This window comes from Spongiibacter sp. C9W (assembly GCF_057370015.1).
In genome coordinates this window covers 1,191,116-1,203,146 of record NZ_CM170672.1, presented here as the reverse complement: position 1 = coordinate 1,203,146, position 12,031 = coordinate 1,191,116, and the positions used below count along the sequence as shown (strand labels likewise).

The following is a 12,031-nucleotide window of genomic DNA, read 5'->3' as shown; positions in this document are numbered from 1 at the left end:
CAGTATGAGCGATGCAAATAAGCGCGGTTTTTTTAGCCGTTTGGGCAATGTGCTGGACGGTGTGCGCCGCTGGACCTTAAACCTGTTCTTCTTGTTGTTTATCGGCTTGCTGCTGTTCAATATTGTGAATGCCTTCCGTGTTGAAGTGCCAAACGGTGGCGTTCTGGTACTGGCTCCTGAGGGGGTGGTGGTTGAGCAATACACCGCCGTTGACGCATTCACGCAAATCAGCGGCAGTGGTCTGCCGATAGAAACCCTGTTGCAAGACCTGATCGATAGTGTGGATTACGCCCGCGAGGACAGCAGCATCCAGGTACTGTTGTTATTGCTTGATGATATGCAGCACATCGGTATGGCCCGCTCATTGGAATTGTCAGCTGCACTGCGGCGTTTTCGCGAGTCGGGCAAGCAAATTGTCGCGATGTCGGGGCACTACGATCAGGACAAGTACTTGTTGGCGAGCGAGGCTGACCAAATACTGCTGCACAATATGGGCGGCGTCAGCCTGGAAGGCTTTGCCGTGGTACGCAACTACCTGAGTGAGGCGATTGATAAATTAAAGGTCAACTTCCACGTATTTAAAGTGGGAAGCTACAAGTCGGCACTCGAGCCATTTATTCGCAATGATATGTCGCCGGAAGCGCGTGAAGCGAACCGAGGCTGGCTGGAACCGCTGTGGGATCTATACCGCGACCGCGTCGTTGAGCGCCGCAATATTGCTGTTAAAGACTTTAATTACTACGTGAACCATATCGATCGCGTGCTGGCTGGTAGTGGTGGCGATGCCGCACAAGCTGCCCTGGATTATGGCTTGGTCGACGGTATTGTCAGTCGGCCAAGGCTCAGCGAAATGATGGCTGAGCAGGTCGGTTGGGATAAAGATGGCTATTTTAACCAGGTTTATTACAAGCACTATCTGCGCTTTAAGCGGGGTATAACCTTACCCGACGATACTGCGGGTGTGGCGTTAATCGTTGCGAGCGGCAATATTGTGGATGGTGAGCGGCCTGCGGGCAGCATTGGCGGCGATAGCCTTGCGCGTCTGGTTCGTACCGCGCGGCTGGATGAGAGTGTTAAGGCGCTGGTATTGCGCATCGACAGCGGTGGGGGCTCCGCTTTTGCATCTGAAATTATTCGCGCCGAACTCGAGGCCCTGCAACAGGCGGGCAAGCCCTACGTGGTGTCAATGAGCAGCCTGGCGGCATCAGGTGGATACTGGATAGCGGCAGGTGCCGATGAGATCTGGGCGAGCCCTGCTACGTTGACAGGCTCTATCGGCATCTTTGGTGCTTTTCCCACCGTTGAGGAATTACTGGCTGATTTGGGTGTAAACACCGACGGTGTCGGCACATCGGCAGTTGCCGGTAAGCTGCGTGTTGACCGCCCGCTAGACCCTATTGTGGCGCGATCCATTCAAAGCAGTATCGATAATGGCTACCGCCGATTTATTAATGTGGTTGCCGAGGGCCGCGGCAAGCTGCCAGAACAAGTCGAGCCGATTGCCGAAGGGCGAGTATGGAGTGGTATGGATGCTCATGAACTCGGCTTGGTAGATAAGCTGGGCACCTTAGAACAAGCCATTCAGTCGGCTGCGAAACTAGCCGGGCTGAGTGACAGCCGACACCGCGAATTGCGCTTGCCGATGAGCCCGGAAGAAGAGCTGATGCGCTGGATACTAAGCTCGGGGGTCGCGGCGCCTTTGCTCCCCCAGTCTCTCTCTGCGTTAATTCAGCAGTGGCTGCCTGCGACCGCAGCGCTCCCCACGCTGAACGACCCGCGTGGTATGTATGCCTACTGTCCAGTGTGTGTGAGCCCGTAGCCGCAAATACAGGCATTGACACCCTCTTGCATTGGCGCCGGAGTAACAGCGAAACGCCGTTACTCCGCGCTGGTTTTTAGCTTCTGAATAATCGATGCCCACATAGCATCTGGCGCGGCGTAGGGAGCATAAATAGCCAATCGGTCTGCATAGCCAGCATATTTCTTTTTCAGCAAACCGGCGATCTCTTCAGGTTTGCCGCGAGTGCAGAACGCGTCGAGAAAATCATCGTCCACATAGCTGCCCAGCTCATCCCATTTGCCTTCCTTGGAGAGGCGATTCATTATCGGCTGTAAGTCGCCCAGGCCTACCGCCTCCATCGGCGGGGCATAGGCTGGCGTCGAGGCATAGAACCCCAACAAGCTCTTCACGCTATTCTCCGCCGCAACATATTCCTCTTCGGTTTCTCCGGTGATGATGATGGCATTAACCTGTAAGGTGAAGTCATCCAGTGAGCGCGCCGATTTCTCTAAGCCCTTTTTCACGGCAGGTAGGGCTTTCTCTTCCAGAAAGGGCATGCTGTTGAAGGGGTGGACGATCAAACCGTCGGCAACCTCGCCGGCGACTTCGGTCATTTTTGGTCCCAGTGCGCCCAGCATGATTGGTGGAATTCCATAAGGATTTGGCCCGGGATTGAACATCGGCGTCATCAATGTGTGGCGATAATACTTCCCCTGGAAGTCGAGTTTGTTGCCATGTTGCCAACAGTCGAAAAACGCTTTGACCGCTAAGATATACTCTCGCATTCTCGCCGCGGGTGGATTGAAGTCTATACCGAAGCGCTTTTCTATGTGCGCTTTAATCTGTGAGCCGATCCCCAGGCTGAATTTACCCTTTGAAAACGTTTGTAGGTCCCACGCCTGGTAGGCAATGTGAGAGGGGTTTCTGGGGAAGGCCACGGCAATGCCGGTGGCAATATCCAGTTCGGGGGCATGCTCTGAGGCGAGCGCTAAAGGGAAGAACGGATCCCAGCTACCCTCCAGTGAATACACGCCGTCATAACCGATTGCTGCCAGGCGTTTGGCTTCCACCGCTGCGCCACTCATTTGCGCATAAAAAGGGCCGTCAATCTTCATTATTTTTACCTTGTTCTATTTACTTGGATTGCTGTCGCGATTGCATTCAAACCAGCCGATGACGGGCGCCTCATCGCCGATATAGCAGCGTACTAAAGAGCGTCGATACTCGGTGCGCTTGGGCGGTGAGAAGGTGTGGGTAATATCGATTTCCACACCGGAGATTGTTTCAATACGACCGCTGATCAGCCTACCACTACTGCAGGCGAGGTCGAAGTGCCCGGCAACGGAGCGATGTGGGGAGGTCGCATCAAAAGAGAGGTCGAATTCAACGCCCTCCAGATTTTCCATCTCGCCGTCGTTTTCCTGGAAGTAACCAACCTTGATTTCCGGCCACTCCGGAATATTCACCACGGTGGACTGCAAACTGAATTTCTCTGTATTAATGACCAGAAACTGCCACTGCATATCCCAGGGGCGGGGGCCCCATGAGTGGTCGCGTTCGCCCCTAACGGTAACGTCCTGTGTGTGCTTATCGATGCTCACCGTCAAGGCGCCGGCGATTGGCTGTTCATAGCGATTGGTACTAAAGCCCTCCGCTTGATGATCTTCAACGGTGCCACCGCCGCGAGAGTGGGCAGGGCCCAGGGCATTCATGGTTAGCTGGACGGCGACCGGCAGCACCAGGCCTTGGCGTTGCCCTGACAGGACTCTTGCAAAGCCTGATACGCTCAGCGTTCCGGTTTGCAGGGCCTCACCGGCCTGATAACTAAATGCTAAGCCCCAGCCCTCATAAGCGAAAACCTGCTTGTCGCTGTGTAATGTCAACGCCGAGAAGGGGAGGCGATACTCTTCGATCGCTAGCCATTCTTCACCATCGAGCAGATACAGCCAAAATAGCACGCGTTGTTGTACGGGGTGCCAACCGACTCGACAGTGCCCGGCAATGTGGCCATTGGCGTCATACCAATCGAAAAAATACGATTCATTCCAGTCAGGGTGATCGCTGCTAAAAGGGTGTGGAAACTCGTCGTCGAGTTGAATACCAAATTGCGTCAGCGTTTTATTGTCTAGCATTGTGCTCTGCTCTCGGTAGTGTTTGGTTATGGCAATCAGCAAGACCGCACTTACAGAAGTGATACCACGCCGGTATCAGCGTTGAGGCGGATACTGTCGCCGGTTTTTATTCGTTGGGTGGCAACGCGGGTATTTACGATTGCCGGCAGGCCGTACTCTCTGGCAATGACCGCGCCATGGGAGACTGAGCTTCCCACGTCGGTAATGAGTCCGGCTATTGAACTGAAGTACGGGGTCCAGCCTACATCGGTGATGGGCGCCACAAGGATTTCACCGGGCTGAAGCCCAGCGGCATCGCTAACGCTAAACGCCACCCTGGCCTTGCCCTCGACCAGGCCAGAGGAAACCGGCCGCCCGAGAATGTCGCCACCGCTGTCCGCGCTCTTTAGTCGACGGTCGAGTGGTTGTGGAGGGCCCACGCAGATTTCATTGAAATCGAGTTTATTTTGAAAGGCGAGGGCGGTTCGACGATTGCTGGCTTTTTCTTTCTCCAGCGCTGTGTCAGCGGAGCGGACGACGCTCATGAGTTCATCGTGGGTGAAAAAGAAAACCTGATCGGCGTCGTCCAGCTTTCCTTCGCGGTGAAGTTGCTCACCTAGCGCCCGGTAGCTGCGCTTGAAACGGTTGGCGATGTCGACCAGTAGTGATTTCGTTGCCTCTCGTCGGCGAATAGCCGCGTGCGCCTTGGGCAATATCCAGCGTACGCCTCGACTCAGTTGGCTAGTGTCGACTGCCTGAGGCTTTGGGTTCACCGTCTTGCCTGAACGGCGCGCGCTTACCGAGGCCTGCAATGTGGTGACCAGTGTCTCGGGCGCATCTGCCCAGCAGGCTTCTCGCATGCAGAGTTCCCGATAGCCACGGTGACCGTGGCGATGTAAAAACGCCTTAAAGTCGCCAGACACTATTGTGCTGCTGGCTAGCCACTCGACAGCGTCAGTTGGCGAGGCTTCGACGAAAGCCTGAGCGTCGCGCTCATGTTGAGCGATTTTCTCGACAATGGCATCCAGCTGCTCGACGAGGATCGCGCTTTCTACGCCGCTTGCGCCAGCCATTAAGTTTGCTGCTTGTGCTTGTTCTGCCGCGTTGCTTTCCTGCCCGCCAGAGATCATGGACTGGAGGATATTGCTGGCCACTCCTGAGGTTGTGGAGGATTGAAGGTGGACGGCCATTGCCTCGGAATAGAAGGGCAAGGCTGTGTCCAGCGCCTGAGCGATTTCCACGCTATTGCCAGAAATTGGTAGGTCGAAGTCGTTGGCCTTTTTGCTGAATCTTGCGATGACGTCATCGGCTTTTTGCAGATATCGGAGCATTTTTACGGTGCCGATCAGGCGTATCCACCAGGGGCGCTTGGGGGGCTCTTGAAGCTCTTCCACCACTCCACCGCACAGGCTGTAGCCCATCGATTTTGCGTCCACCCCGAGTACGTTGGCAGCGGCGGCGATTGATCCGCTGAGGTTGATAAAGAGCTTGCCGTGACTCATTGCTATTTGCGTCCAGTCATCGGTTACGGCTTTGCGACCGGCATAGCTCACATGCATGTGTTGCATGCCATTTTCGATGCTTCGCCCCGTGGTTGAAAAGGTTAGGGGGCAGACGGCGCCCGGCATCATTTCGCCGACGTTGCAGCGCGTGACAACGTCAGTGGCGTTGATTGGTGTATCTAACTCGTTTAGGTCAGTCCCGATGGTGGTGATCGGCCGAGCTTGCAGCCAGAAGATGCGGCCCTGGCTGTCAGCGGCCCACTCCAGGTCAAGCGGGATACCGGCCTGTTGGCTAGCGTGCTTGGCCTGAGCAACGAGGGCGTCGAGTAGCGCGTCGGAGAGTATCGGCGTATCGCCGATAAGCTCGGAGTAGGTTAGCTTGCCACTGCGGTTAAATTCGTAGTGATCGGGTGTCGCTTCTCCGCTGACGAGTGATTCGCCGAGCCCCTCCACGGCGTCCACGACAAGACGGTCGTGGCGGCCCGATACCGGGTCGACCGTGAATACCACACCGGCGGCGCTGGCATCTACCATGGTTTGCACAACAACGTTCATTTGCACGCCATGAATATTGTTCTTGCCTTGGTAAGCACTTGCCCGTTGGCTGTGTAGCGATGTGACGCAGCGGTTTATTGCGGCTTTTAGGTCGTCGAGGCCCTCGACGTTGAGGATACTTTCATACTGGCCGGCGAAGGAGCTCTCCGCACCGTCTTCTCCCATTGCCGATGATCGAACGGCGACCTTTGGGCCACCGAGCTTCTGGTAATAGTCGGCCAATGCTTCAGGGTGCTTGCCACATTGCGCATTAAAGATAACAAAGCCACTGGGCACCGTAAGCCCCCAGCGCATCAGTTGGTTGAGGCCGCTGGCTTTACCGCCCATGGCAAGCAATGCATCTTGGCTTGTATCGGTATCGTTTAGCCAGTGAATAGTCGTCACGCTGTCGGTGATCATCGTTTTCTCAGCTCATTATTGTTATGTGTGGTGTTGCTTCTACCGGTGATGGCGGCAAGCTTATCTTTGCTATACGATCGTATAGTGTTGGCTTTGTGTCAAGGGCAGTGCTAACTTCCTAAAATTGAAAGCATTTTTCTAATGAATTGGGGTAAGTTAAATTCCGATGAAGGCCGGTAGCGGAGCGCCGAAAACGAATGAGCGCCGGGAGCGGGTACTCCGGGCAGCCGCGCAGTTATTTGGACAACTCGGTTTTGACGGGACGTCGTTTGCGTTGGTGGCGGAGAAAGCGGGTGAACAGAAAACCTTTGTTCAATACCACTTCCAAAATAAAGAGGTACTCTGGCGAGCGGCTGTGTCGCATGTTTGGTTGCAGCGAAATAATGCCTTACCGCGCTACATTGAAGATGTTTCCTTGCAGCGTGCGCCCGACGACAGGGAAAAAATGATTCGTGACTTGTGCCGAAAAATACTGCACTTCACGTTTGCTCACCCCGAGTGGGTAAAAATAATGTTTCAGGAAGCATCGGCGCCTGGGCCGCGCTTGGATTGGCTCGTCAAAGAATTTATCGGCACGGACTTTATTGAAGGGCGCGCAATGATAGAGCTGGGCCAGCATCACGGTTTACTGCCAAAAGTGGATGCGATGGACCTTTTGCACATTCTGTCCGGCGCGTTGCTGTATTTGGTCAGCGTTGCACCGATAACTGAGCGAGTGTTGGGGCTGCGGCCGGATTCCAATGACTACATTGACCATCATGTTGATACGCTGACACGCATCCTTCGGCAGCACGCCTAGGGCCCGGGCATTCGCGTGGACTTCAGGCCTTATTGCTCGCAACTTTGATGGGGGTAGTGCTGCCGCCATTCTTCAAACCCGCCGTCCATGCTGTAGACCTCGGTAAAGTCTTTCTCAACGAAAAACTGTGCGGCGCTCTGGCTGCTATTGCCGTGGTAGCAGTAAATGATCAGCGGTGCGTCCGGGTCGGCGTCTTCAATAAACTGCTGTAGGTTGTGGTTGTCCAAATGGCTGGCGCCCTTGATGTGCCCCAGCTGGTAGGACTGCTCGTCGCGAATGTCGGCGAGTTGTGTCGAGGGCTGGCGCAGCAGCTGTTCGGCGTCTGAGATCGAGATGCGTTTAAAGGACATAAGCGTTCTTATCAGGTCAGTCGGAAAATTACTGGTGAAATAACGGAGCGAGTGCGCGGGGCGCTACTCGCTCAGCGCCGGTTCGAGCTCGCGAGCAGACTTACTGCCAAACAGCACTTTCACGTCTTCAAGCACGATATACAGGCAGGGTATTAATATCAATGTGATGACCGTAGCGAAGATGATGCCGAAGCCGAGTGACACCGCCATGGGAATCACGAACTGGGCTTGCAAGCTGTCTTCCATCAACATGGGTAACAGGCCAAAGAAGGTGGTTAGCGACGTCAGCAGTATGGCTCTAAAGCGCTGACAGCCCGAGTCGACAACGGCGTCGATCAGGCGCTCGCCGCGGTCGATCGCCGAGTTAATGAAGTCCACCATAATCAGGCTGTCGTTGACGACAACGCCGGATAGCGCGATAACGCCGAAGAACGACATCATACTGAAGGACAGGTCCGTCACAATATGGCCGAACACCGCGCCGATAATGCCAAACGGGATTACCCCCATAATGATTAGCGGCTGCAGATACGAGCGCAGGGGAATGGCCAATAAACCATAAATGCCAAACAGGGCGAGGGCAAAGCCGATCAGTAGGCTGACCATAAGGGTGCCCACTTCTTCACTTTCGCCACTGAGTTTGATGTTCAGGCCGGGGTAGCGCTGTTGCAAACTGGGCAGCAGGTTTTTAAGGATGCTGGAGGTGACTTTATCCGGCTCAACACGAGACTTATCGGCTTGGGCGGTCACACTGATCGAGCGCTCGCCATCGATACGCGTCATGGTTGTGTAGGCGGGCTGGATGGTGATTTTCGCCACGTTAGAGAGCGGCACAAAGGCTCCCTCGGCGGAGCGAATAAACATGTTTTGCAGGTCGGACACCGCCGCACGCTCATCGCGCGGGTAGCGAACCATCACCTTCACTTCGTCGTTGCCACGCTGAACGCGCTGGGCTTCCGCGCCATAGAAGGCATCGCGAATCTGCTGTCCTAGTGCGGCTGAGCTGAGACCCAGGGTTTCCGCCTCGGGGAGAATTTCCAGGACAATTTCATCGCGAAGCGCGCTGGCACCATTGCGAATATCGTAAACGCCCTCATAGCGGCGCAGAGCATTTTCCACTTGTGCTGCGGCAGCGGTAAGGTCTTCCGGGTGGGGGCTGCTGATCTTTAGGGAGATCGATGGGCCCATCTGTTGGTCGGCAATACTCACTGCCAGCACCTTGGCACCGGGGATATCACCAATTTCTTCGCGCCAGCGCCGCGCAATTTCCGCACCGTCGATATCGCGCATGTCATTCTTGGTGAGCTCGGCCATAAACGTCACGTGACGTCCGCCGCGACCAAAGGCGGCAACGTGGCTGATTAGGGCGCGGTTGTCGTCGTTGGCATGGGCCGCGGAATAGGCCTCATTGACCTTGCGGAGGCTGCTGTCCATATGTTCGAAGGCGCGGCGCGTTTCTTCCTCGGGGGTGCCTTCAACCATTTCTAGGTTGGCCTGAACGAAGTCGCCGGGCACTTCGGGGATCATAACGAAATGTACGATACCACCAGCGACCAGGCCTACTGTGACGATGAGCATCGCGGTGAAGCTCGCGCCGGTGATATAGCGCTGGGCAATGGCCCGCTTAATAAAAGGCCGGTAGGTGTTTTCGACAAAATTATTGAGTATCGCATTGGACTTTGCCGGAATGCGGTCGAGCTTTTGCCAAATGGGCCCAGTGCCGGGCGAACTGTGTGCCAGGTGAGCAGGTAGAATCCACTTTGACTCCACCAGTGAAAATGCCAGGCACAGAATAACAACCCAGCCGACGGACTCCGGGAACGGCGCGAAGGTACCGCTGGCGAACAGGGTTGGCGAAAACGCCATTATGGTGGTGAGCACGCCAAAGGTGGCGGGGGTGGCCACGCGCAAGGCACCTTTGATAACGGTATCGACGGAGTGGCCGCTTTTTTCCGCTTCCGCGTAGGCGCTTTCACCAATAATGATCGCGTCATCAACCACGATACCCAGCACCAAAATAAAGCCAAACAGGCTGAGCATATTCAGGCTGATATCGACCATTGGCATCAGCGCAAAGGTGCCGAGGAAGCAGATCGGCAAGCCGACCATTACCCAGAACGCCAGTTTGATATTCAGGAACAAACTCAACACCACAAATACCAATAAGGCACCCATGCTGAGGTTGTCGAGCATCATGCTCATGCGGCCTTTCAGGTAGTAGCTGATGTCGGCAAACTGTGCAATTTCAACGCCCTCCGGCAATTGCTCGCGCTTGTTTTCCACATAGCGGCTTACCGCCTCGGCAACGCGGATTAAATCCTGGCTACCTACTGAGAAGACTTGCAGGCCCAGGCTGGGCTTGCCGTCGAAGTATGCAAAGCCGTCAACTTCCTCAAAGCCGTCGTTAATCGTCGCAATGTCGGCCAGCGTTAAGCGGGTACCGTCGGGGAAGCTTTTTACAACCAGGCGCTCAAACTCCTGTTGCTGGCGCGCCTGGCCTTGGGTTCGCAGGGAAATATTGCCGTTACTGGTTTTAATGGTGCCGCCGGGCAGGTCAAGCGACGAGCGACGAATGGCATCGGCGACATCGCTGAGGGTCAGCTGGTACTCGAGCAAGCGGTGCTCGGGAATTTCGATGCTGATCTCAAAGTCGCGGGCGCCGTTGATCTGAACAAAGGCGATGTCGGGGTCTTGCAGCATCTCCTGTTTGACTTGCTCGCCTAGCGATTTCAGGCTGCGCTCATCCAGGTCGCCGTAAAGCTCAACGTTGACGGTGTGCTTCTGAAACTCCAAGCGCTTTACGATGGGGCGCTCAGCCTGTTCGGGAAAACTGACAATGCCATCTACCGCGCTTTTGATCTCGTCCATCACGGCCAAGATGTCATAGTCTTTGTAGATGTCGGCACTGATCGTTGCCAGTGATTCGTCGGCAGTGGACTCTATGCTCTCAATCGCATCAATGTCCTGCAGCGCTTCCTCAATTTTGAGAATGACACCGTCTTCAACTTCCTCCGGCGTTGCGCCGGGGTAGGGAACCGTGATGCGGATGATGTTGATTTCGAAGTCGGGTTGCAGGGTGCGCTGAATATTCAGTGCCGAGCCAATCCCCACGCACAAGATGACGATCATCAACAGGTTGGCGGCAACGCTGTTGCGTGCGAACCACGGAATGATGCCGCGGCGAGTGTCTAGGTGCTCGGGAATAGTCATTGGACGCTGCTAAGCTCGGTAAAGGTAGCCATGCCTGATTCGCTCTGGGGCTTAACCAGTTCGGCGGTCGACATGCTGCTGTTGACTTTAACGGGGGTGCCGCTGATGGCGCTGGGCACCGATGACAGGCAAATCCGATCACCTTCCTCAAGGCCTTCATACACGTAGACCAGCTTGCCTTCTGTGCGCAATGCTTTGATATCGCGGTTGCGAAGGGTCTGCTTGTCGTCGACCACCCACAGCTGATTGCCGGTGCGCAGGATATGCCGAGGAACGGCGATTAGCCCATCGATTTTTTTGCCCTCTATATCGGCTTTTACAAAGCTGCCATTGAGCAGGGGCTTGCCCGGGTTCTCCAAGCGGTAGGGGTCATTCACGCGGGCGACAACAAATAACACGCGGCTGCGTTCATCGAGAACGCCCTCGCTGCGCACGACTTCGGCGGGCCAGCGATCGCCAATATCATTCTCCAGAATGACTCGGGGGTAGGTGTCGTCCTGGCTATTATTGGGTAGCTCCAAATAAGCGAGGCGGTCCGTTGGCACAGGTAGCCGTACTTCGGCAGTGTCAACGGAGAACATTTGGCCGACCGGCGTACCGGTACTAACAAATTGCCCGAGGTCGACCTGACGCATTTTAATCAAGCCGCGATAAGGGGCTTTGATTTGCGTCCTGTCCAGGTTGATCTTGGCCTGGCGGCGGTCCGCGAGTGCGGAGTTCAGTCTGGCTTTGGCTTCGTTTAATTGCGGCAGCCTAAGCGCCAGCGCGCGCGCTTCTTTACTAGCGTGACGGCGGGGGTATTTGCGTAGGTCTTCCTTCGCGACTGCCGCGCGCCCTTTTTCCTGGAGCAGGTTGCTGTGGGCGGTGGCCACGGCGGCCTCAGCGCGTTTGAGTTCAGCGCGGTAATTGCGATCGTCAATGCGCAACAGCACTTCGCCTTGTTCTACCAAGCCGCCATTTTCGAACTTGGGAGAAACGTCCATGACCTGCCCCGATACTTCGGTGACCAGGCTGGTTTCTGTGCGCGGCTGCACGGTGCCCTGACTACTCACGTTTATCGTCAGCGCCTGTTTGGTCGCAATGGCGACGTCAATGATCAGTGAGTGCTGCTCAACGTCCTGCTGTTCGGGGGCTGGGCGCAGCGCGAAAAGGATCACGGCAACGACAATGGAAAGGCCGATGATTGACGCCACGGCAATGGCCTGCTTGGGCAAATTAGGCAAAACAACGTTCTCTTTTTGTCGGTGGCGGCAATGCCGCCGGCGAGTCGATGGTTTATTGGGGCGTTATTCTAGCCTTATCTGCCATCTAACAGTGTGAAATCT

The 12,031-nt window shown here is 55.5% G+C and carries 8 protein-coding genes; 2 read left to right on the top strand and 6 right to left on the bottom strand.

Annotation, left to right across the window (positions count from 1 at the left end; translation table 11 throughout):
* The first annotated feature begins 4 nt into the window (after window positions 1-4).
* The gene (gene sppA, locus AC2Q8J_RS05785; protein WP_204996840.1) at window positions 5-1,819 is read left to right on the top strand and encodes a signal peptide peptidase SppA; all 1,815 of its coding nucleotides are present in this window, start codon (window positions 5-7) and stop codon (window positions 1,817-1,819) included.
* A 59-nt stretch (window positions 1,820-1,878) separates the two neighbouring features.
* Here sppA and AC2Q8J_RS05780 read toward each other — a convergent pair whose 3' ends face one another.
* The 3 genes from AC2Q8J_RS05780 to AC2Q8J_RS05770 are packed head-to-tail and all read right to left on the bottom strand — an operon-like array spanning window position 1,879 to window position 6,347.
* The gene (locus AC2Q8J_RS05780) at window positions 1,879-2,895 is read right to left on the bottom strand and encodes a TIGR03617 family F420-dependent LLM class oxidoreductase (protein ID WP_486452369.1); all 1,017 of its coding nucleotides are present in this window, start codon (window positions 2,893-2,895) and stop codon (window positions 1,879-1,881) included.
* Between the two features lie 15 nt (window positions 2,896-2,910).
* On the bottom strand, window positions 2,911-3,912 hold the full coding sequence (locus tag AC2Q8J_RS05775) for a DUF7064 domain-containing protein (RefSeq protein ID WP_486452368.1): 1,002 nt from the start codon (window positions 3,910-3,912) through the stop codon (window positions 2,911-2,913).
* 50 nt (window positions 3,913-3,962) lie between these two features.
* A complete protein-coding gene (locus AC2Q8J_RS05770; protein ID WP_486452367.1) occupies window positions 3,963-6,347 on the bottom strand; it encodes a PEP/pyruvate-binding domain-containing protein in 2,385 nt (794 codons plus the stop codon).
* A gap of 166 nt (window positions 6,348-6,513) precedes the next feature.
* On the opposite strand from AC2Q8J_RS05770, the gene AC2Q8J_RS05765 reads away from it, so the two are divergent.
* Window positions 6,514-7,146 carry a TetR/AcrR family transcriptional regulator gene (locus AC2Q8J_RS05765; protein WP_288364106.1) on the top strand — a complete coding sequence of 211 codons (633 nt, stop codon included), beginning with the start codon at window positions 6,514-6,516 and terminating at the stop codon, window positions 7,144-7,146.
* 29 nt (window positions 7,147-7,175) lie between these two features.
* Here AC2Q8J_RS05765 and glpE read toward each other — a convergent pair whose 3' ends face one another.
* The 3 genes from glpE to AC2Q8J_RS05750 form a co-directional block, all read right to left on the bottom strand.
* Window positions 7,176-7,496, bottom strand: coding sequence for a thiosulfate sulfurtransferase GlpE (gene glpE / locus AC2Q8J_RS05760; RefSeq protein ID WP_486452366.1), 321 nt, complete (start codon window positions 7,494-7,496; stop codon window positions 7,176-7,178).
* A 63-nt stretch (window positions 7,497-7,559) separates the two neighbouring features.
* Window positions 7,560-10,706 (bottom strand): efflux RND transporter permease subunit, encoded by a 3,147-nt coding sequence (locus AC2Q8J_RS05755; protein ID WP_486452365.1) that lies wholly within the window; start codon window positions 10,704-10,706, stop codon window positions 7,560-7,562.
* Window positions 10,703-11,929 (bottom strand): efflux RND transporter periplasmic adaptor subunit, encoded by a 1,227-nt coding sequence (locus AC2Q8J_RS05750; RefSeq protein WP_204996847.1) that lies wholly within the window; start codon window positions 11,927-11,929, stop codon window positions 10,703-10,705. Before AC2Q8J_RS05750 ends, AC2Q8J_RS05755 begins: the two co-directional genes overlap by 4 nt.
* Between the last annotated feature and the right edge of the window lie 102 nt (window positions 11,930-12,031).

What these genes read in the sequence shown, in the direction of transcription:
- AC2Q8J_RS05780 (WP_486452369.1), bottom strand. Translation starts at nt 2,895, where the DNA reads ATGAAGATTGACGGCCCTTTTTATGCGCAAATGAGTGGCGCAGCGGTG.
- AC2Q8J_RS05755 (WP_486452365.1), bottom strand. Translation starts at nt 10,706, where the DNA reads ATGACTATTCCCGAGCACCTAGACACTCGCCGCGGCATCATTCCGTGG.
- AC2Q8J_RS05775 (WP_486452368.1), bottom strand. Translation starts at nt 3,912, where the DNA reads ATGCTAGACAATAAAACGCTGACGCAATTTGGTATTCAACTCGACGAC.
- glpE (WP_486452366.1), bottom strand. Translation starts at nt 7,496, where the DNA reads ATGTCCTTTAAACGCATCTCGATCTCAGACGCCGAACAGCTGCTGCGC.
- AC2Q8J_RS05765 (WP_288364106.1), top strand. Translation starts at nt 6,514, where the DNA reads ATGAAGGCCGGTAGCGGAGCGCCGAAAACGAATGAGCGCCGGGAGCGG.
- sppA (WP_204996840.1), top strand. Translation starts at nt 5, where the DNA reads ATGAGCGATGCAAATAAGCGCGGTTTTTTTAGCCGTTTGGGCAATGTG.
- AC2Q8J_RS05770 (WP_486452367.1), bottom strand. Translation starts at nt 6,347, where the DNA reads ATGATCACCGACAGCGTGACGACTATTCACTGGCTAAACGATACCGAT.